Raw genomic sequence first — 20119 nt, forward strand, 5'->3', positions numbered from 1 at the left:
AAAAGTTCATCGTGGAAGGCGGCTCCCTGAAGGGCAAAACCATCCGCATCGACGGCGCTCTGCGCATGATGTGAACCCACACAGACAACACATAAAAAAAACGGGGGGAAAACCCCCCCGCCGTTTTGTTTTTGGACAACAAGCAAAGCGTTTAGGCTGCTTTGCGGGTTTGCGTACGTCCTTGTTGCAGCTGCGCGGCTTGGGCCCCATCCTTTGCAACAGACAGCGTTTCAACCTCCGCCGATGGCGCCTGTTCTACCACCTCTTCGGCAGGTGTCGATACGTCCGATAGCAAGTCAAAGAAGGCCACAACCGAACGCAGGCTTTCGGCCTGTGTGGCCAACTGCTGCGCCGTCGCAGAAATATCACCGGAGGATGCGTCAGTCTGCTGCGCCAGTTCATCAAGGCTGACAACCGCATCGCGCAGCTGATCCATTCGGCCAGCCACTTCGTTGTTGGCGGTGGAAATTTCGCCCACCAAAGTCGCGGTTTTGCGAATACTGGGGGACAATTCTGCCAGTCGTTCCTTGGCACCCGCTGCCGCAGACACCGTTTCATCAGACAGCGCGTGAATTTCGGCTGCCGCCTGACCACTGCGTTCGGCCAATTTGCGCACCTCTTGGGCCACAACGCCAAAACCTGCGCCCATTTCACCCGCACGCGCTGCCTCAACAGCGGCATTCAGCGCCAGCAGGTCGGACTGTTTGGCAATGTCCTGCACGATCTGGATCTGATCAATCATCACCGCCATGCGATCCAGCGCCTTGGCCACGGCCTCTTCGCTGGTTTGCAACTGACGCAGAGCGTCCTGCGCCCGTTCGTTTGTTTCCGACGAATGGCTGGCGGTGCGGGCAACGGTTTGACCGACCTCTTCGATTGCACCTGACAGGTCTTCGGTTGCGCGAACCTGACGGCTGGCATTGGCGCGCATCTGACGCGACACCTGCGCCATGCTACCGGCGCCGTCCGATACTTCGGATGCACCATCTGACACACGATCCACAACCCCGTGCAGCTGGCCCGACATCCGGTCCAGATTGCCCAGCAAATCACCGATTTCATGGCGCGCACGCTGATAGCTGCGGGGATCAAGACGCCCCTCGGCCACGGCAAGGCTCAACTCCGAGGCCTGGGTGAAACCACGCACCAACAGGCGAATAATCCACCACGCCGAAGCAATACCCGCCACAAGCGCCATCGCGGTCAGAACAGCCAATCGCCAGAACGTCATCTGGAAAATATCATCAGCCGCTACAATGGCAGTGTCCATTTCGCTGATCAGCAATGCCTCGGCCTGATCCAAGCGGTTGGACATTTTCAGCAACGTGGTGCCAACACCCGAAATCAATGCACTGTCCAGCCCATCCTGCAGAATGCGGTAGTCAGACAGCAGGCTTGCGACCTTGGCCACATCTGAGCCATCACCCGCAGCTGCCCCCAGATCCAGAACGGTTTCCAATTCGTCCCAGGCCAGATCCCGCTTGGCGGTGGTTTGTTCGATTTGCGATGACAGACGCGACATCGCTGAACGGTCTTCACGCGACAAAAGCGCCTTGGCGCGGCGTTGGCTGACCAGTTCGGTTTGCAGGCTATGCAGCCGTTCTAGTTGCAGCACGCTTTCAAACTGAACAGACTGAATCTGTTCACTGCGCTTTTTCACTGCGTAAAGCTCATAGAGGGCAATGCCGCCCCCCGTCACCATGAAGCAAATCAACATGGCAAAGATAATCATCATACGCAGGCGTATTGTTAGTCTCATTGGGGTCTCTTTTTGCAAGGGATCGGGACAGCGGTGATGCCGCCACGACCCCATTTCAGTGCAAAAAGAAACGACGCAGAGAAGGTCAGTTATACTGTCCAAAAGGACAGGTCAGCGCCCTCTTTTGGCCCAATCGGCCAAATTCCCAGCAACACACAATCCAGGGATTAACCGGCGGCCCTCTCTTCTAGCGCCATCCACTCTTCCTCTGCCGCGCCCAGCGCCTCTTGCCGTTCGACGAGGGCATCCGTGGCCTTCTGAAACTTGACCGGCTCTTTGGTGAACAGGTCAGGATCCATCAGGAACTCTTCCAGCTTGGCAATCTCGGCCTCCAGCCGCTCGATCACGGCGGGCAGCTCTTCCAAACGGTGCTTTTCGGTGAAGGAGAGGCCGGACGGTTTTTCCGCTTCTTTCGCGGGCTTGGCCTCTTTCTTCGGCTTGGCAGTGGCCTTCTCAACCTTAGCAGCAACCTCGCCCTTTTGGGTCTGGTAATCGGTCCAGCCGCCCGCATAGACGGTGGCGCGGCCATTCCCCTCCATCGCGATGGTGGTGGTGGCCACACGGTCAAGGAAATCACGGTCGTGGCTGACCAGCATCACCGTGCCGTCGAAATCATCCAGCAGTTCCTGCAACAGATCCAGCGTTTCGATATCCAGATCGTTGGTCGGTTCGTCGAGCACCAAGAGGTTGCTTTCCCGCGCCATAAGTTTGGCCAAGAGCAACCGTGCCTTTTCCCCGCCCGAGAGCGAGCGTACAGGCGCCCGCGCCTGACGTTCATCAAACAGGAATTCCTTCAGGTAGCCGACCACATGTTTGGGCTGCCCGCGCACCATGACCTGATCGGCCTTGCCCGACACGCGCATGTCCGGATCACCGGTCAGGCTGTCCCACAGGCTCATATCCGGGTCCAGCTGCGCGCGGCTCTGGTCGAAAATCGCAGGCACCAGATTTGTGCCCTGCACCACCGTGCCCTCATCCGGCTGTTCCTGCCCCATCAACATTTTCAGCAGCGTGGTTTTGCCGACACCGTTGGGACCGACGAAGGCCACGCGGTCGCCGCGCTGAATCTTGATATCAAACCCCTTTAGGATCGTCTTGCCGCCATAGGATTTGGAAATGCCCGTGGCCTCGATCACCTTGCGGCCAGATTTCGGGCCCGACGTCAGCTCCAACGCCGCGGCGCCCTGACGTTTGATCTGGGCCGAACGTTCATCCTTCAACGCATGCAGTGCGCGCAGCCGGCCTTGGTTACGCTTCCGACGGGCCGAAATACCTTCAACCGCCCAGCGCGCCTCTGCCTTGATCTTGCGGTCCATCTTGTGACGCGCGATGTCTTCGTCTTCCCATGTCTTGTCGCGCCACGCCTCGAAGGCGTCAAAGCCCTTCTCCTGACGGCGCACCTGACCGCGATCAATCCACAGGGTCGCACGGGTCAGCGCCCGCAAAAACGCACGGTCGTGGCTGATCAGCACATAGCCCGCGCGGGTGTTGGCCAGTTCCTGTTCCAGCCAAGCGATGGCTTCGATGTCTAGGTGGTTCGTCGGCTCGTCAAGCAGCATAAGCTCTGGCGCTTCGGCCATCAGTTTGGCCAATGCGGCGCGGCGACGTTCGCCGCCCGATGCGGTCTCAACAGGACGTGCGGGGTCAAACTTCAACCCTTCACCGGCCATCTCAACGCGGTACATTTCAGACGCATCCAGACCGGAGGCCGCAAAATCGCCCAGCGTGGCAAAGCCCGCCATGTCCGGTTCCTGTTCCATATAGCCCACGGAAACACCCGGCGGCACCACGCGCAGGCCGGTATCGGCCTCTACCAGTCCGGCCATCACCTTCATCAGGGTGGATTTACCCGACCCGTTGCGCCCCACCAGCGCCACACGGTCGCCCGGCTGCACCATCAGGGACAGGTCATGAAACACAGGATCACCGCCGAAGGTCAGCGAGATGTCGTTAAGCTGCAAAAGAGGAATACGTGCCATAAGACGCTGCTACGGCAGAGGGCGAGAGAGGTCAAGCAACACAGCCCTCCATAGGGTCGCCCCAGCCCCAACAGCCAGAACACTTGCCAAATGCACATCCCTTTTCCACAGTGAGAGCCAACAGCCCCCCAGATCGAAAGGACGCGCAGATGACACAGGTTGAGAAGGCCATCCGTTTCAAACAGCTGCACCAGAAAGGCGCGCCGCTGGTGCTGTATAACATCTGGGATGCTGGCGGCGCCAAAGCACTGGCCGAAGCAGGCGCAAGCGCGGTTGCCACCGGCAGCTGGTCCGTCGCCGCCGCCCATGGCTACCCCGATGGCGAAGCGATCCCGCTGGATCTGGCCCTATCGGTTGTGGAGCGCATCTGCGCCACGGTCAACCTGCCTGTCACCGTAGATTTTGAAGGCGGCTACGCGACCGAGCCCTCCGAGGTCGCAGAAAACACCCGCAAAGTGATCCGCGCCGGTGCGGTTGGCATCAATTTCGAGGACCGGATCGTCAACGGCAAAGGGCTACACAAAGTTGAGGCGCAGGTGGCGCGCATCAAGGCAATCAGGGCCACCGCCGAGGAGGAAGGCGTGCCGCTGTTCATCAACGCGCGCACCGACCTGTTCCTTAGTGCCAAACCGGACGACCACGCGGATTTGGTCAGTGACGCCCTCACCCGCGAAGCGGCCTATGCGGCGGCGGGCGCAGACGGGTTCTTTGTCCCGGGCCTGACAGATCACGACCTGATCCGACAGATCACTGAGGCTGCCAGCCTGCCGGTCAACGTGATGATGCGTGGGGCGCTAGAAACAGTTGCGGACGCCACCGCCACAGGTGCCGCCCGTGCCAGCTTTGGCCCCGCCCCTTACGCGCGCTACCTCAGCGATCTGCAAGCCGCATACATGGAAGCCACCAAACCGGCCTGAGGCAGCTAAGCATTACGGAATGAATGCGGTCAAATTCACATTTTGAACGCCCCATTTTGAACGCGGAGGGGCAGCGCCCCTAAAATCCCCTACCCCGCCACAGCGCGCAGCAGTTTCTTGCGCGCGGGCGGGATGGCGGCAATCTCGACCCCCGTAAACACATGCAACGTGTTCATCTGTCGGTCCACCACCGCGTGATCACTCACCCAGCCGCCCATCATCAGATAGGTGCGCAACAGGGGCGGCATATGACGCATCGCCAGTTTCGCATCCGGTTTACGGCGCAACCGCTCGGCAAAGCGGAACACCTGCGGCGCCTTCACCCGGGGCAACCAGCGTTTGGGTGCCAGATGGCGGTCGCGCAACATGGCGAAGGCGTCCAAATAGGCCGCCTCATCCGTGCCGGAGAACGACGCGCAGCCAAAGAGCATCTCAACCCCGTTGTCATCCACAAAGGCGGTCATCGCCCCCCATGCCACGCGCAGCACGTCAGGATCTTTCACATCGGGATGAATGCAAAAGCGGCCCATTTCTACCATCGGGCCGCTGAAATCCTTCAGCGCCGACAGCTCATAATATTGCGCGGAATAACTGTCTGAAATCGCCGCGCCGCTGGCCAAAGGCAACAGACGGAAGCAACAGACAAGCCGCCCTGTACGCGCCTCTTCGACCAGCACATGCTGGCAGGCATCGTCATAACGGTCTGCATCCAAACCAGGCGTGCCGTGAAAGCTAAGGTGGCGTAGGGCCTGCGCGGCCTCTACATCGGCTTTTGTCGTGGCAAGGCGCGTTAGATAGCGCCCTTTTCTCAATGACAACATTTCAGCGACCCCGCCTCTTACACTCGTCTGATCCTGCTATTCTAGCTAGGCATGCAAACAGTAGCACGCAACATGTGTCAGCGAGGTGACTGTTTGTGGCACTGCCAAAGCACACGCCCAGGGCGCGACAAGATGCTTAGTGATCGATGTGGGTCGCGAACCGCCCTTACAGAACATCCGCGGCGCTAACCTGACCGATATTCCCCAGAAGCTGACGGATAAAGCCCTTGTCCGCCAGACCCTGACTGGTCACACGCTGCGACAGCGCCACAACCCGACCATCCTCTAGGCCAAAGCGTTCTACGTTGCTGACAACACCACGGCGGTCGAAACTGATGGCGACAACTTCGCGTTCAACAACTTCTGGGGCACGGTAGGCAAAATGCCTTACACGGCTGCGCACGTAGTAATAGGCGCCGTCACGCACCACACCCGATGTGCTGGGCGGGCCAACGGTTTCTGAAATTGTGTCGCGTGTATCGACACCAACGATGATGCCGGACAGCTCTTCTTCGGGGGGGACAAACCCGTGGTTGCGATAGCTGGCGGAACAACCGGCCACGCTCAGCGCGGCGACAACGGCCACCACCCGACCAAACGTCTTTGCACGCCCGTTTCCAGAACCGATCACTTTGTCCGACATATCCACCCTCTTGCACTGGCTTCTCTCGCCTTTTATCTCGCTTACAGAAGGAATGACTTCGGTTCAAGCAAAGGAACCATCACAAAGATGAGCAATCTGCCCTCTCAGCCGCTGCGTGTGGCCGACCTATCCACCAACAAACCGACCCGGTTTGAACTGATCCCGGACCACCCCAGCCTGCAGGCGATAGCAGCCGAGCTGGGGTTGCAGGGGCTGCGCAAGCTGCGTTTTAAGGGCGAAGTGCGCGCCAGCGGCAAACGCGACTGGGTACTTGAGGCACAGCTGGGCGCCACCGTGACCCAGCCCTGTGTGGTCACACTGGACCCTGTCACCACCCGTCTGGAGGAAAAGACCGAACGGCGCTTTGTTGCCGAAATGCCGGACTATGACGACAACGCAGGTGGCGATGATGGCGTTGAGATGCACGAAGATGACAGCATCGAACCCTTGGGCAGCCATATCGACCCCGCCGCTGTAATGATCGAAGCACTGTCGCTGGCCCTGCCCCTTTACCCGCGCGCCGATGGCGCCGCGATGGGCGAGGCAAACTTTACCGAACCGGGTAAGGACGCGATGACGGATGAGGACACCAAACCCTTCGCCGGTCTGGCGGCCCTGCGCGATCAATTGAGCGGCAAGGACTGAGGCCACGCCGCAAATGGCGCCGAAATCTGAATTTTCGGCGCAAATCCCCCTTGCGCTGGCGTGAATTCGCAGTATTTTCCGCCGCTCAACGAATTTAGGGTTGGACATGTCGGCCAGATCAGCCTATGTGCCACCAACCTATCCGAAACCGGGCCTTCTGCGCCCCATGAAATTGAGGTTGTGACATGGCTGTCCAACAGAACAAAGTATCCAAGTCGCGCCGCAACAACCGCCGCGCACACGACGCACTGGTCGCTGCTAACCCGAACGAGTGCCCCAACTGCGGTGAGCTGAAGCGCCCCCACCACGTATGTGCTTCCTGCGGCCACTACGCAGATCGTGAAGTTGTCGCAATGGCCGACGACGTCGATCTGGACGAAGACGCAGCATAAGACCAAATAACGGGGACGTGTGTCCGCTATGACCGCTTCGCAGGAAAACTCCACCGCAGCGGCTGCGGATGCCACCGTTATTTCGGTAGACGCCATGGGTGGCGACCGAGGACCGGCGACAGTTGTCGCCGGTATTTCGTTGTCGGCCAAGAAAAACCCTGACATCCGCTTTATTCTGCATGGCCCCAAGGCCGAGCTGGAACGCCTTGTTGCCCGCAAGAAGGTGTTGGAGGGTCGCGTCGAAATCCGCGATGCCAAGGATGTGGTGTCGATGGAAGATAAGCCGTCGCAGGTCATGCGACACGGCAAACAGACCTCTATGTGGTCCGCCCTTGATTCGGTGCGTTCCAAAGAGGCTGATGTTTGCGTTTCTTGCGGGAACACTGGCGCGCTCATGGCGCTGTCGATGATCCGCCTGCGCAAACTACCCGGCGTGAACCGCCCCGCTATTGCAATTCTGTGGCCCTCGTCGAACCCGCAAGGGTTCAACGTGATGCTGGACGTTGGTGCTGATATCCGTGCCGACGAACGCGACCTGTTGCAATATGCAATGATGGGCGCGTCGTATGCACGAAACGGGCTGGATCTGAAAACGCCCCGCATCGGCCTGCTGAACGTCGGCACCGAAGAACACAAAGGTCGCGCAGAGCTTAAGCTGGCGCATGATCTGATTGCCACACAGGCACCGCTGGCAGGCTATGAGTTTGTCGGTTTTGTCGAGGGGGGGGACATCCCCGGCAATGCCTGTGATGTGATCGTCACTGATGGGTTCACCGGCAATATCGCGCTGAAAACCGGCGAAGGTACTGCTAGCCTGATCGGCAACCAGCTGCGTGCTGCGTTCCAGTATTCGCCGCTGTCGCGTCTGGCATCGGTTTTGGCCTACACCTCTCTGCAGCGTTTGAAAAAACGGATCGACCCGCGTCGTGTAAACGGCGGCGTCTTTCTTGGCCTGAACGGCACTGTAGTGAAATCGCACGGTTCAGCTGACGCGATGGGCGTTGCAGCTGCGGTCAAACTGGCCTTCCAACTTTCTCAATCTGGCTTCTCTCAGAAACTCGCGGCGCGGGTTGCATCTGCCACCGAGCAGGTCCAAAATGCCCTAGAGGAAAGTAGCCAGAGCGGTGAGAAAGAATGACAATCAGAGCGGTTGTAAAGGGTGTTGGGCATTACTTGCCGGAACGCATTGTCCCCAACAGCGAATTTGAAGCCACCCTGGATACCTCGGATGAATGGATCCGCAGCCGGTCGGGCATCGCACAGCGCCATTTTGCGGCCGAAGGTGAATTTACGTCGGACCTGGCAGTAAAAGCCGCACAATCAGCGCTGGATAACGCTGGCTTGCAGGCTGACGATATCGACGCGATCGTACTGGCGACCTCTACTCCGGACCTGACCTTTCCGTCTGTCGCCACGATGGTACAGCAGAAACTGGGCATGACACGTGGTTTCGGTTTTGACGTTCAGGCGGTGTGCGCAGGATTCGTCTATGCGCTGACCACAGCAAACGCACTGGTCGTTTCCGGCCAGGCAAAACGTGTGATGGTGATCGGCGCAGAAACATTCAGCCGTATCATGGACTGGGAAGATCGCTCGACCTGTGTTCTGTTCGGCGATGGCGCAGGTGCGCTGATCCTGGAAGCCGCAGAAGGCACAGGCGAAGGCAGCGATCGCGGCATTCTGGCAGCGGATCTGAATTCCGACGGTCGTTACAAAGATATGCTTTATGTGGATGGTGGCGTTTCAACCACTGGCACCTCGGGCAAGCTGCGTATGCAGGGCAACGCCCTGTTCCGTCAGGCCGTCGAGCGCCTGACAGCCACCGCACGCGCAGCAATGGCACAGGTAAACCTGAAAGATGAGGACATCGACTGGATTGTCCCGCATCAGGCCAATATCCGCATCATTCAGGGCACGGCCAAGAAAATGGGCCTGTCGATGGACAATGTGATTGTCACCCTTCAGGATCAGGGCAACACCTCGGCCGCATCCATTCCATTGGCCCTGTCCGTCGGCGTACAGGACGGTCGGATCAAAGAGGGCGACCTGTTGGTCACCGAAGCGATTGGCGGCGGTCTGGCATGGGGTTCGGTGGTGTTGCGCTGGTAAGGCGCAGCATTTCCCCCCAAATACGTGCATTGCACCGCCCAGCCCCTTGAAACTAAAGCCATTGATATTGACTCGGAATTTACGTTCCCCCATGCTGATGCAAACGAGGGAGGCCCCGAAATGAGTGAGAAGACCCTGACGCGCATGGACCTGAGCGAAGCGATCTTTCGTGAAGTTGGTCTGTCCCGTAACGACTCAGCCCAATTGGTTGAAAGCGTGCTGAACCACATGTCCGATGCTCTGGTCGATGGCCAGCAGGTCAAGATTTCGTCCTTTGGGACGTTTTCTGTCCGCGACAAGGCCGCCCGTGTTGGTCGTAACCCAAAGACCGGCGAAGAGGTTCCCATCAACCCACGCCGCGTGCTGACCTTCCGCCCCTCGCATCTGATGAAAGAGCGTGTGGCCGCAGGGAACGCCAAGAAAGGATAACCGGCAATGGCGAAGTCGCCAGACGCCTTTAGAACCATCAGCGAAGTGGCCGAATGGCTGGACCGTCCGGCCCACGTTCTGCGGTTCTGGGAAAGCAAGTTCACCCAAGTCAAACCCGTCAAACGCGCGGGCGGGCGCCGGTATTACCGGCGTCAGGATATGTTGTTGCTGGGTGGCATCAAGAAACTGCTGCACGATGATGGCATGACCATCAAAGGCGTGCAGAAACTACTGCGCGACAACGGTGTGAAACATGTCACCGCCATGTCGCAACCGCTGAACGGTGAAGATGCCAAAGAGGATGCGCCAGAAACAGTCGCACCCGCGCAAATGGTCCATGTCGACACTGCCGCGCAAGACGCCCCCACCGATCTGCCCGAGGACAACCTTGTCCCCTTCCCTGCCCCGGCAGAGGGCGTGCAAGATACAGCAGAGAGCAAACCCGCGAAGAAAAAGCCGCCTTTCGAACGTGAACCGGAACAGGCTCTCTTGTTCGAGGTGGCAGATTCAATCGCGCCGGAACTCGACGACATCTATCTGGCCGATCCCAACGCCCCAGTTCCTGAAGAACCAGAAGAAATCGAAGTGCCGCTATCCTTTGGGGATGCCGACACCGTTGAACATCCCAGCATCAGCGCCGCAGGTGCGCCGAACGCCGCGCTGGGGGATCTGGATCCGAAACCCGGTTTGCTGTCCACGCTTTTGCACCCCGCAGCGATTGTGGACGCCGCTGATGGCGATGCGCTACGTGCCATTCGCACCCGTTTGCTGGACCACGCTAGTGCGCTGAAAGCAATCGGTTAAACAAAACTCGACATCTCAACAGTAACGGCCTGACCTACACGTCGGGCCGTTTTCTTGTGTCGTTTCCAATCGCATTTGGTCGTGTTTTTCCCACCGATTTTCGCCTCAGAAAAAAGTATGGAAAAATCTGTAAGAAATCCAAAATGCCTCTTGCCCCTGCCACAGAATACAGTATGAAAGCCAAACCGTCGGGCTATAGCGCAGCCTGGTAGCGCGTCCGTCTGGGGGACGGAAGGTCGCAGGTTCGAGTCCTGCTAGCCCGACCATTTTCTCCCACACTGGTGACAGTGATGCACTTGCATCCCGTCCTACGTGTCATTCCGATGGCCTGAAAATGAACCACCCACCGCATCTGCGGTTGGGTTGTTTCGTTCGTTTACCATCCAGCGTTTATTGATGGACGCACCATCAGGTGGCTGTTCAGATTTGCATTTTTGCAAAATAACCACACGCGCACCACCGCAGCTGCAAGACCCGCCACCACACGCCGCTCCCACCTGCCCCCAGTTTTCCCAAAGCGACGTTGCGTCAATTACGCGAACGCCCTTTCAGCACCTCCTTTTGGCGGTCCCCCCGCTTGACAGACCCCTGCATCCCGTCGGATCAGCGAAGTGGGAGAGTTTTTTAGGAGGAGACCACGATGAAAAAGTCGATCGACGATTTCGCGCTGGAAAACATCACCGTAACCATGGACGACGACGGCATCACCACCGTGACCCTGAACCGTCCGACCAAGCGCAATGCGCTGAATGCAGAAACCATCGAAGAACTGATCGAGGTCTTTTCCAACCTGCCGCGCATGGGCGCACGCGCCATCGTGCTGCGCGCAGAGGGCGATCATTTCTGTGCCGGTCTGGATCTGGTGGAACACCACGTCGAAGATCGCCGCCCCGAAGAGTTTATGCACGTCTGCCTGCGCTGGCATGAAGCCTTCAACAAGATGGAATACGGTGGCGTGCCGATCATCGCTGCGCTGAAAGGGGCTGTTGTAGGTGGCGGTCTGGAACTGGCCAGCTCGGCCCATATCCGCGTTGCCGATCAGTCCACATATTTCGCCCTGCCCGAAGGCCAGCGTGGCCTGTTCACCGGCGGTGGCGCCACCATCCGCGTTGCCGATCTGGTTGGCAAATCGCGCATGATCGACATGATGCTGACCGGCCGCATCTACGCCAAGGATGAGGCGATTGATGTAGGTCTGGCGCAGTATCTGGTCGAGGACAGCGAAGCCAAGGCCTATGAAATCGCCCGCGCCGCGGCTGAAAACCCGCCGCTGTCGAACTTTGCCATCTGTTCGGCGATCAGCCACATGCAAAACATGTCGGCGCTGGACGCCGCCTATGCAGAGGCCGTGGTGGCCGGTGTGGTCAACACCCAACCCGCATCGCGCGCCCGTCTGGCAGCCTTTGCCGACAAAACCGCTGCACGGGTCAAACCCAAAAGCTAAGCAGCTTGTCAGTGATGAAAAGCACAGCGCACGTCCTCAACGGGGCGTGCGTTTTTTTATGGCGTGAGCAAGAGTATTTGGGAAACAGTGAAAGCGGGCGTGATCACGCTTTCGCGGGCGGGGCACCTTTGATATGAAAAGGAAAACCCGATCAGGAGGCAAAGATGACCGGTGTGCTGCCCTCGCAAGTGCTGGAACAGATGATTGAAACTGGCGCCCTCTCGGCAGAGCCGGCGATCATCCCTGAACAGATCCAGCCGGCCAGCCTTGATCTGCGCCTCGGCAACCGCGCGTGGCGGGTGCGGGCATCGTTTCTGGCGGGCAACGGCCGGTCCGTTATGGAGCGCCTGGAAGAGTTCGAGATGCACCAGATCGACCTGTCCGACGGTGCCGTTCTGGAAAAGGGCTGCGTTTACGTTGTGCCCCTGATGGAAAGCCTAGATCTACCAGATCATATTCAGGCGGTGGCAAACGCCAAATCTTCCACCGGTCGACTGGATCTGCTGACTCGAACCATCACCGACGGCGGCGAAGAATTTGACCGCATTCAGCCGGGCTACACTGGCCCGCTCTATGCTGAGATTTGCCCGCGCAGTTTTTCCGTTTTGGTGCGCCCCGGTATGCGTTTGAACCAAATCAGGTTCCGTGATGGGCAGGCGGTTCTGACTGACGCGGAGCTGACCGCGCTACATGCGGACAGCCCACTGGTGGATGGCGAGGCGGTGATTGATGATGGCCTCGGTTTCTCCGTCGATTTGCGCCCTAGCGAGGGTACGCTGGTCGGCTACCGTGCCAAGCCCCATACTGGCGTGATCGATCTGGACCGGATCGGCGCCTATGATCCGGCGGACTATTGGGAAGAAGTGCGCAGTCACAACGGCCAGATCATTCTGGACCCCGGTGCCTTCTATATCCTTGTCAGCCGCGAGGCGGTACATATCCCGCCGCAATACGCCGCTGAGATGGCCCCCTATCTGGCGATGGTGGGCGAGTTTCGCGTGCATTACGCAGGCTTCTTTGACCCCGGCTTCGGCCATGCCGAGGCGGGCGGCGCAGGATCGCGCGGTGTGCTGGAAGTGCGCTGTCATGAAGCGCCCTTTGTTCTGGAACACGCGCAGGTCGTGGGCCGTCTTGTTTATGAACAGATGGCAGAGGTGCCGACGCAGCTATATGGCGCAGGGATTGCGTCGAACTATCAGGGTCAGGGGCTGAAACTGTCCAAACACTTCCGCGCGGGATGATCAGTTGATGCGCCTGCAACCGGTACCACTGTTGACGCTGGCCGTCGGCATTATTGGCGCAAACTCCATGATCCTGCCCCCGATTGCAGCCGCAGTGGCCAGCGATCTGAGCGTGCGCCCCGCGCAGGTGATCATCGCGATGAGCGCCTATGGCGCCGCAACCGCCCTATCGGCCTTGTTTTTGGCCCCGCGTGCGGATGTCATCGGCGCGGATCGCAGTCTGCGCCGTGCTTGCGCCATGCTGACATTGGCGCTGATCCTGACAGCGCTGGCCCCCACAGTGACACTGTTGCAGGGTGCCCACTTACTGGCTGGTCTGGGCGCGGGCATGGGATTGCCTGCGATCTACGGCTTGGCGGCCGAGGTTGCGCCCGAGGGGCAGGAAAAGCGGGTTTTGGGCAAGGTACTGGCAGGCTGGACCCTGTCACTGGTCGGCGGCGTGCTGCTGGCAAGTGTGGTGGCGGATCTGGTGGGTTGGCGCTGGCTCTATGCGCTGCTGGCGGGCCTGACAGCGCTGCTGTGGCTGCTGCTGGGACGCACCGAAATCCACGCGGCGCGCGATGGCACACCGACATCCCCCTTCAGCGCGATGCGGGTGGCGGGTGTTGGCCGGGCGCTGTTTTCAAATGCGATGCTGATGCTGGGGTTCTTTGGGCTCTACGGCTTCCTTGGCATTCATGTGGCCGAAAATCTAGGGCGCAGCACCAGCAGCGCCGGTGTGCTGACGCTGTTTTATGGCAGCGGCTATGGAATCGCCTCACTACTGCTGCCGAAACTGCTGAAAGGCACACGGGCAAGCGCGCTGATCCTAGGGTTTGGCGGGCTGACAGTGGCGCAGGGCATGATCGGGGGATTTGCCGCCAGTTTTCCAATGCTGCTGATCGGCGCTGGCCTCTGGGGCGTGTTTCAGGGGGTGACCCACAACGCGGTTCTCGACCGTCTGAACACGTTGGAGCCATCGCAGCGTGGTGCAATTATGGGGCTGAACTCGGCCAGCACATATGGGTGCGTGATGCTGGGCGGGGCGCTTTATGCCTTGCCCTATGGCGCATATGGCCTGTTGGGCTGCGCGGCCCTGTCGGTGGCCTGCAACCTCTTGGGCGCGGCTGAGGCATTACTTCCCCAGCGCAGCGCAGAGAACCGGATCAGCGGTTAAGGCGGTCTGCCATGCGCGACGCTTTGCGCGCGTTGCGAACGTTTTTCGCCGATCCGCCCAATTTGTTCAGACCTGCGTTTACACCTTTGTTCACCAGTCGGCGCATGACCTGACGGATCACCATGTTGATCAGTTGGTTGGCATTCATTGCTCTCACTCCTGCTACGATGGCGGATTCGCCCTGCTCTCTTGGCCTAATATAAGGGTGAATATGGCGCTTTCACGGCCAAACGGCAGGAAAATGGATCACTTTAGATCAATCTTCGAACAGATCGTCCTGATCGTCACTATCAACCACGTCCTCTTCATCCTCTGCCGTGACACCCGGCATGGTGCCCGGACGCGGTCGATTGTCGAGGAGGCCCGCCGCGCGCAGTTCCTTCAACCCCGGCAAATCGCGGGCGTTTTCCAGACCGAAGTGATCGAGGAATTCCTGTGTCACCACAAAGGTTACAGGGCGCCCCGGCGTCATGCGACGCCGGCCAAAGCGGATCCATTCCAGTTCTAGCAGTTGATCGACCGTGCCACGGCTGACCGACACGCCGCGGATTTCCTCAATCTCGGCCCGTGTGACCGGCTGGTGATAGGCGACAATGGCCAGCGTTTCGATGGCCGCGCGGCTGAGCTTACGGGTTTCGACCGTTTCTTTTTGCATTAGGAACCCAAGGTCGGGTGCCGTGCGGATAGCCCAGGCATCACCGATCTTTTTCAATTCAACCCCACGCCCTTCGTAGCGGCGTTGCAAGCTAACCAGCGCCTGGGTGACTGTCGATCCATGCGGCAGGCGTGCGGCCAGATCCTTCACCGTTACCGGTTCGGCCGAGGCAAACAGGATCGCCTCCACCATACGCTCCTGTTCGGCGATGGGCGGCGCTTCGAACAGGCTCTCTTTTTGGGGGCGCTGGCGCAGCTCTGTCGCCTCTAGTTGCTCATCGCTCATTCAGCGTCTCCTTGCGGATCTGTGGTGTCGCCATTCGCCACCGTACGGGGGCCGCGACTGCGCAGTTGGATCGGTTCAAACGTGCCGCCTTGGCGCAGCTCTACCCTGCCCTCTTTGGCCAATTGCAACGTGGCAGCAAAGGTCGCGGCGGTGGCGGATCGTTTGCGCATTACATCACCATCCCAGCCGATGGGGAAATAGCTAACCAGATCGGTCCACGACCCAGAAAAACCGATCATCCCACGCATCCGTTCCAGCGCCTGTTCCATGGTAAAGACGGAATCGCGATCCATGACGAAGGGGCGGAACTCATCCTTGGTGCGGATGCGGGCATAGGCCTGCATCAGGTCCATCAGGCTGGCGGTATAGGTCACACGACGCACCCGCGTCATCGCCTCTGGCACGCCGCGCACAAAGAAATCGCGCCCTTTCTGGTCGCGTGCCATCAGTTTCGCCGCGTGATCGCGCATCGCCGCCAGCCGTTCCAATTGAAACGCCAGATGGGCGGCCAGTTCTTCACCGGACGGGCCTTCCTCTGTCGGATCAGGCGGTAACAACAGGCGCGATTTCAGGAACGCCAGCCAAGCCGCCATCACCAGATAGTCGGCGGCCAGTTCGATGCGCAGCGCCTTGGCGCGTTCGACGAATGCCAGATATTGTTCGGCCATTTGCAGGATCGAGATCTTGCGCAGGTCCACCTTCTGCGTCCGACCGAGGGTCAACAGTAGGTCAAGCGGTCCTTCGAACCCGTCCACATCCACGATCAACGCCTCAGCCGCCAGCCGTTCGGCGACGCTCTGCCCGCTGTCAGTGGCCCCGTCGTCGCGGGGCGGGTGATCTAGATCGAATTCCTGATCGGCCATTCTTACGCTCTGTTCAATAGCGCGTTATGTTTGGCCTTCAACTCTTCTATGTCAACGGTTTCAGGGGTGATCCGTGCCGCAATGGCCCGTTCAGCGCGCGCCTGTGCGGCGTCGGTCATCTGACCTGCGGCCTCTGCCACCTTGGCCTTATCCGTCAGCGGCGCGTTGCAATAAAGGACGGCATCCACGCCAGCGGCGATCGCACGCGCGGCCACCTCGGCCCGACTGCCGGGCAAGGCCTGCATCGAACTGTCATCGGTCATGATCAACCCGTCAAAACCGATATTGTCGCGGATATAGCCCATCGCTTTGGCCGACAGTGTCGCGGGCTGATCGTCCAGCGCATCCATACGCACATGCGCGGTCATGCCCATGGGCAGATCGTTCAGCGCCCGAAACGGGGCGAAGTCCTGCTGCAACTCCTCAAACGTGGCACGCACCCGTGGGGTTTCAAAATGGCTGTCGCTGACCGCGCGGCCATGTCCCGGCATGTGTTTCACAATCGGCACCACCCCGCCGGCCAGCAAACCGTCTGCGACCGCACGGGCAACAGCCGTGACCGTTTCGGCATCCATGCCGTAGCAACGGTTTTGCAAAAACGGATGCGTATCCGGCCCCGCTACATCGCCTGACGGCGCACAGTTGCTGTCGATCCCATAGCTGCGCAACTCATGCGCGATGATGCGATAGCGCAACTGCATCGCCGCCACGGCATTCTCACCCGCCAGCGTCACCTCATCCAGCGGCGGCAGGAACTGCGTGGCCATGGGCGGCACCAGACGCTGCACGCGCCCGCCCTCTTGGTCGATGGTGATCAGTGCCTCGCGCCCAACGGCGTCGCGCAGGTCACCACACAGGCGGCGCAGTTGATCGCCGTCCTCAATGTGGCGACCAAACAGGATGAAGGCAAAGGGGTCCGCATCGCGAAAAAACGCCTTTTCCTCGGCACTTAGGACGGGACAAACGGGATCAAGGACGGTGGCGCCGAAACGGCTCATTTATGACTGACCGAAATACATTCGGCCCCTTCCGCCTGCAGCGCGGCGCAGAAACGGCGGGCATCGCCCATGTCGGCAAAGCCATGCACCCGCAAACGGTAGAAGGTGCTGCCAGCGCTTTGGGCCTTTTGGATCACCCGCTGTTTGCCGTCCATGAAATCACCAAAACGGGCCGCCATGCGGTCCCATTCCTTGCGCGCGACGGCTTCACTTTCATAGGCACCCAGCTGCGCCAGACGGGTTCCGACAGGCAGATCATCCGCACGCACATCCAAAACCGCCGCAGCGACCGGAGCGGGGCTGAGGCTGGCCAATTCCGCCAGATTTGCAGGACGCCCCTTGGGCCGCAGCGAACGCCCCATGCCACCAACGATTTCCTTGATCACAGGAGCTGGCTCAGTTGCGGCGCTGTTCGATGCAGGCTGGTCCGCCGACGTCGAGAGAGATGCGTTTTGCAAAACCTCTTCGGTATCAAGCGTGCCAAGCGGCTGCGCTTCGGCCATCAGTTCATTGACCAATGCCTCAACCGACATATTGGTGGTATCACTGTCCGGCCCCTGATCCCCGGTTTGGTCGACGACCAGTGCAGGCATGTCGTCGACAGCATCCAGATCCAACGGCTTGGGCGCCAGGATCACCCGATCTGCCGCACGATCAGACGCACCGGAAGCGGCGACCTCATTCACCGACAGCCCCTGATTCTGTGCAAGTTGCCCCCCCGGGTCATCTGGCACAACACGCATCGGTCCTTCGGCGGCACGCACAACTGGCACGCCGCTGACATCGCGAACGATCAGCTTGTACCCCCAGACACCGACCCCAACCAACAGGCCGAGTGACACAACCGCCCCTGCGATGTTTACCATTGCTGTCATTGGCGGGCGTTGCGGCCCTAGCGCCACGGCCTCGTCGTCATACCCAGCCTGTTCATATCCTGCCTGCGCACCATAGGGCGCTGCACCGGAATGCCCGTAATAGCCGCCCGATTGCCCTGCTGCATATCCAGCAGAATGGCCAGAGGTTTGGGGAGTTGTGTAGTTTTGGGACGGATAGCCAGCACCGGTCGCAGTACTGCCGCCGGTGCCACTGGTCGTATTATACCCGTTCGCGCCGGGCGCACCAAAGCGGCCGTTGTCCTGTATATCAGCCATCTTCGCCTCTTTCCGCGCCGACGGGTTGCCCCGTCGGTGTCTACTCACGGTCCGGCGTTTAATGGCCGCTTTAGCGCAGCTCTTCCGCCGGTTTCACGCCTAGAATACCAAGACCGGCGGAAATAACAACGGCCACTGCACGCGCTAGGGCGATTTTCGCCTGCGATGTGGCTGCATCGCCCTCTTGCAGGAAACGCAGCGACATGTCGTCGTTGCCACGGTTCCAGAGCGAGTGGAAATCGCTTGCCAGTTCATACAGGTAGAAGGCGACGCGGTGCGGCTCGTTATTCCGGCCCGCGATCTCGACCAAACGCGGCCATTCGGCCAGCTTCTTGGCCACAGCCATCTCTGCCTCGTGGCCCAGCGCGGTGAGGTCCGCACCTGCCAGCGTGGCGTCATCGTGGGCAATGCCCGCATCATCAGCCTTGCGCAGTACAGAACAGACACGTGCGTGGGCGTATTGAACGTAGAAGACAGGGTTGTCTTTGGATTGCTCCAGCACCTTGTCAAAGTCGAAGTCCAGCGGCGCGTCGTTCTTGCGGGTCAGCATGTGGAAACGGGTCACATCCGCGCCCACCTGTTCCACCACATCGCGCAGGGTCACGAAAGTGCCAGCCCGTTTCGACATTTTGAACGGCTCACCGTTTTTGAACAGTTTAACCAGCTGGATCAGCTTGATATCCAGGGGCACCTTGTTTTCGCTCAGCGCGGCAACTGCGGCCTTCATCCGTTTGACATAGCCACCGTGATCGGCGCCGAAAACGTCGATCAGCATGTCAAAACCACGCTCCACCTTGGTGAAGTGGTAGGCGATATCGGGCGCAAAGTAGGTCCAAGCGCCATCGGATTTTTTCACCGGACGGTCGACGTCATCGCCATACTCAGTGGATTTAAACAGGGTCTGCTCGCGCTCTTCCCAATCCTCAGGCAGCTTACCTTTCGGCGGCTCCAGCACGCCCTCATAGATCAGGCCAAGGGTTTCCAGACGCTCCAGCGCCGCCTCGATCTGGCCGGTGCCGTAGAGGGATTTTTCCGAATAGAAGTTGTCCATGACAACGCCCAGCGCCGCCAGATCGCCACGGATCATCTCCATCATCGCGTCGGTTGCAAACTCACGGATATCCAGCAGCCATTCGGATTCAGGCTGATCCAGCAGGCTGTCGCCATACTTTTCCTTCAGCGCTTCACCAACAGGGATCAGATAATCCCCGGGGTAGAGACCCTCGGCAATCTCCGGCTCTTGGCCGTTGGCTTCGCGGTAGCGCTCATAGGCGGAACGGGCCAGCACGTCGACCTGCGCGCCGCCGTCGTTGATGTAGTATTCACGGGTCACGTCATAACCGACGTAATCCAAGAGCGACGCCAGCGCATCACCGAACACCGCGCCACGGGTGTGACCAACGTGCATCGGGCCGGTGGGGTTAGCGGAAACATATTCCACGTTCACCTTCTTGCCCGCCCCTAGGGTGGAGCGGCCGTAGGCGGTGCCTTCGTTCAGCGCAGCCTTGACGATGTTTTGCCACAGCGCCGCGTCCAGACGCATGTTAAGGAAGCCGGGGCCTGCCACCTCTGCCGAGGTGATGCGCGCATCCTCAGCCAGTTTGGCGGCCAGTTTGTCGGCAATGTCGCGCGGTTTCATCTTGGCGGGTTTCGCCAGCACCATCGCGGCGTTGGTCGCCATGTCGCCATGCAGCGCATCGCGGGGCGGCTCAACCGCCACATTGTCAAATGTCAGCCCCTCGGGCAGATCACCGGCGGCAACCATCTGCTCCAGCAGTTCCAGCACCAGCCCACGCACTTCGGCAAAAAGGTTCATCGCAGCATATCC

20 protein-coding genes and 1 tRNA gene are annotated in these 20119 nt (G+C 59.7%); 11 read left to right on the forward strand and 10 right to left on the reverse strand.

Going from position 1 to position 20119, the window contains the following annotated elements:
• Positions 1-151: 151 nt before the first annotated feature.
• Both TM5383_RS03965 and TM5383_RS03970 read right to left on the reverse strand, forming a co-directional pair.
• Positions 152-1759 carry a methyl-accepting chemotaxis protein gene (locus tag TM5383_RS03965; RefSeq protein ID WP_197407360.1) on the reverse strand — a complete coding sequence of 536 codons (1608 nt, stop codon included), beginning with the start codon at positions 1757-1759 and terminating at the stop codon, positions 152-154.
• A 167-nt stretch (positions 1760-1926) separates the two neighbouring features.
• On the reverse strand, positions 1927-3738 hold the full coding sequence (locus TM5383_RS03970) for an ABC-F family ATP-binding cassette domain-containing protein (protein WP_058317759.1): 1812 nt from the start codon (positions 3736-3738) through the stop codon (positions 1927-1929).
• A gap of 149 nt (positions 3739-3887) precedes the next feature.
• Between TM5383_RS03970 and TM5383_RS03975 the strand changes: the two genes are divergently transcribed.
• Positions 3888-4655, forward strand: a complete 768-nt coding sequence (locus TM5383_RS03975; protein ID WP_058317760.1) for an isocitrate lyase/PEP mutase family protein — start codon at positions 3888-3890, stop codon at positions 4653-4655.
• Between the two features lie 89 nt (positions 4656-4744).
• On the opposite strand, the gene TM5383_RS03980 is transcribed toward TM5383_RS03975, so the two are convergent.
• Both TM5383_RS03980 and TM5383_RS03985 read right to left on the reverse strand, forming a co-directional pair.
• Complete coding sequence (locus tag TM5383_RS03980; RefSeq protein WP_058317761.1) at positions 4745-5476, reverse strand: GNAT family N-acetyltransferase; 732 nt, start codon at positions 5474-5476, stop codon at positions 4745-4747.
• A 166-nt stretch (positions 5477-5642) separates the two neighbouring features.
• Entirely contained in the window at positions 5643-6119 is a 477-nt protein-coding gene (locus tag TM5383_RS03985; protein ID WP_082645387.1) for an outer membrane protein assembly factor BamE, read from the reverse strand.
• A gap of 87 nt (positions 6120-6206) precedes the next feature.
• Here TM5383_RS03985 and TM5383_RS03990 point away from each other — a divergent pair, with 87 nt between their 5' ends.
• The 10 genes from TM5383_RS03990 to TM5383_RS04035 all read left to right on the forward strand — a co-directional run bounded on the left by TM5383_RS03990 (position 6207) and on the right by TM5383_RS04035 (position 14339).
• Positions 6207-6764 carry a YceD family protein gene (locus tag TM5383_RS03990; protein ID WP_058317762.1) on the forward strand — a complete coding sequence of 186 codons (558 nt, stop codon included), beginning with the start codon at positions 6207-6209 and terminating at the stop codon, positions 6762-6764.
• A 185-nt stretch (positions 6765-6949) separates the two neighbouring features.
• Positions 6950-7156: a 50S ribosomal protein L32 gene (gene rpmF, locus TM5383_RS03995; protein WP_058317763.1), complete on the forward strand. Its 207-nt coding sequence runs from the start codon at positions 6950-6952 to the stop codon at positions 7154-7156.
• Positions 7157-7184: 28 nt separating this feature from the next.
• Complete coding sequence (gene plsX / locus TM5383_RS04000) at positions 7185-8294, forward strand: phosphate acyltransferase PlsX (protein WP_058317764.1); 1110 nt, start codon at positions 7185-7187, stop codon at positions 8292-8294.
• Positions 8291-9265, forward strand: coding sequence for a beta-ketoacyl-ACP synthase III (locus tag TM5383_RS04005; protein ID WP_058317765.1), 975 nt, complete (start codon positions 8291-8293; stop codon positions 9263-9265). The genes plsX and TM5383_RS04005 overlap by 4 nt, the downstream gene beginning before the upstream one ends.
• 120 nt (positions 9266-9385) lie before the next feature.
• Positions 9386-9694 carry an integration host factor subunit alpha gene (ihfA, locus tag TM5383_RS04010; RefSeq protein WP_058317766.1) on the forward strand — a complete coding sequence of 103 codons (309 nt, stop codon included), beginning with the start codon at positions 9386-9388 and terminating at the stop codon, positions 9692-9694.
• 6 nt (positions 9695-9700) lie between these two features.
• Positions 9701-10498, forward strand: a complete 798-nt coding sequence (locus TM5383_RS16955) for a MerR family transcriptional regulator (RefSeq protein WP_231725026.1) — start codon at positions 9701-9703, stop codon at positions 10496-10498.
• A 189-nt stretch (positions 10499-10687) separates the two neighbouring features.
• Positions 10688-10764: transfer RNA gene (locus tag TM5383_RS04020), tRNA-Pro, on the forward strand.
• A 374-nt stretch (positions 10765-11138) separates the two neighbouring features.
• Positions 11139-11942: a crotonase/enoyl-CoA hydratase family protein gene (locus TM5383_RS04025; protein WP_058317767.1), complete on the forward strand. Its 804-nt coding sequence runs from the start codon at positions 11139-11141 to the stop codon at positions 11940-11942.
• 164 nt (positions 11943-12106) lie between these two features.
• Complete coding sequence (locus tag TM5383_RS04030) at positions 12107-13183, forward strand: 2'-deoxycytidine 5'-triphosphate deaminase (RefSeq protein WP_058317768.1); 1077 nt, start codon at positions 12107-12109, stop codon at positions 13181-13183.
• A gap of 7 nt (positions 13184-13190) precedes the next feature.
• Positions 13191-14339, forward strand: a complete 1149-nt coding sequence (locus TM5383_RS04035) for an MFS transporter (RefSeq protein WP_058317769.1) — start codon at positions 13191-13193, stop codon at positions 14337-14339.
• On the opposite strand, the gene TM5383_RS16690 is transcribed toward TM5383_RS04035, so the two are convergent.
• From TM5383_RS16690 to argS, 6 genes are all read right to left on the reverse strand, one after another.
• Positions 14329-14487: a hypothetical protein gene (locus TM5383_RS16690; RefSeq protein ID WP_156415721.1), complete on the reverse strand. Its 159-nt coding sequence runs from the start codon at positions 14485-14487 to the stop codon at positions 14329-14331. The genes TM5383_RS04035 and TM5383_RS16690 overlap by 11 nt on opposite strands.
• Positions 14488-14595: 108 nt before the next feature.
• The gene (scpB, locus tag TM5383_RS04040) at positions 14596-15279 is read right to left on the reverse strand and encodes an SMC-Scp complex subunit ScpB (RefSeq protein ID WP_058317770.1); all 684 of its coding nucleotides are present in this window, start codon (positions 15277-15279) and stop codon (positions 14596-14598) included.
• Complete coding sequence (locus TM5383_RS04045) at positions 15276-16142, reverse strand: segregation and condensation protein A (RefSeq protein ID WP_082645388.1); 867 nt, start codon at positions 16140-16142, stop codon at positions 15276-15278. Before TM5383_RS04045 ends, scpB begins: the two co-directional genes overlap by 4 nt.
• Before the next feature lie 2 nt (positions 16143-16144).
• Positions 16145-17140, reverse strand: coding sequence for a glycoside hydrolase family 3 N-terminal domain-containing protein (locus tag TM5383_RS04050; RefSeq protein ID WP_058317771.1), 996 nt, complete (start codon positions 17138-17140; stop codon positions 16145-16147).
• On the reverse strand, positions 17137-18291 hold the full coding sequence (locus tag TM5383_RS04055; protein WP_058317772.1) for an SPOR domain-containing protein: 1155 nt from the start codon (positions 18289-18291) through the stop codon (positions 17137-17139). Before TM5383_RS04055 ends, TM5383_RS04050 begins: the two co-directional genes overlap by 4 nt.
• A gap of 70 nt (positions 18292-18361) precedes the next feature.
• A complete protein-coding gene (argS, locus tag TM5383_RS04060) occupies positions 18362-20107 on the reverse strand; it encodes an arginine--tRNA ligase (RefSeq protein WP_058317773.1) in 1746 nt (581 codons plus the stop codon).
• Between the last annotated feature and the right edge of the window lie 12 nt (positions 20108-20119).

The sequence above is a fragment of the Thalassovita mediterranea genome (genome assembly GCF_001458435.1).
GTDB classification, from domain to species: Bacteria; Pseudomonadota; Alphaproteobacteria; order Rhodobacterales; family Rhodobacteraceae; genus Thalassobius; species Thalassobius mediterraneus.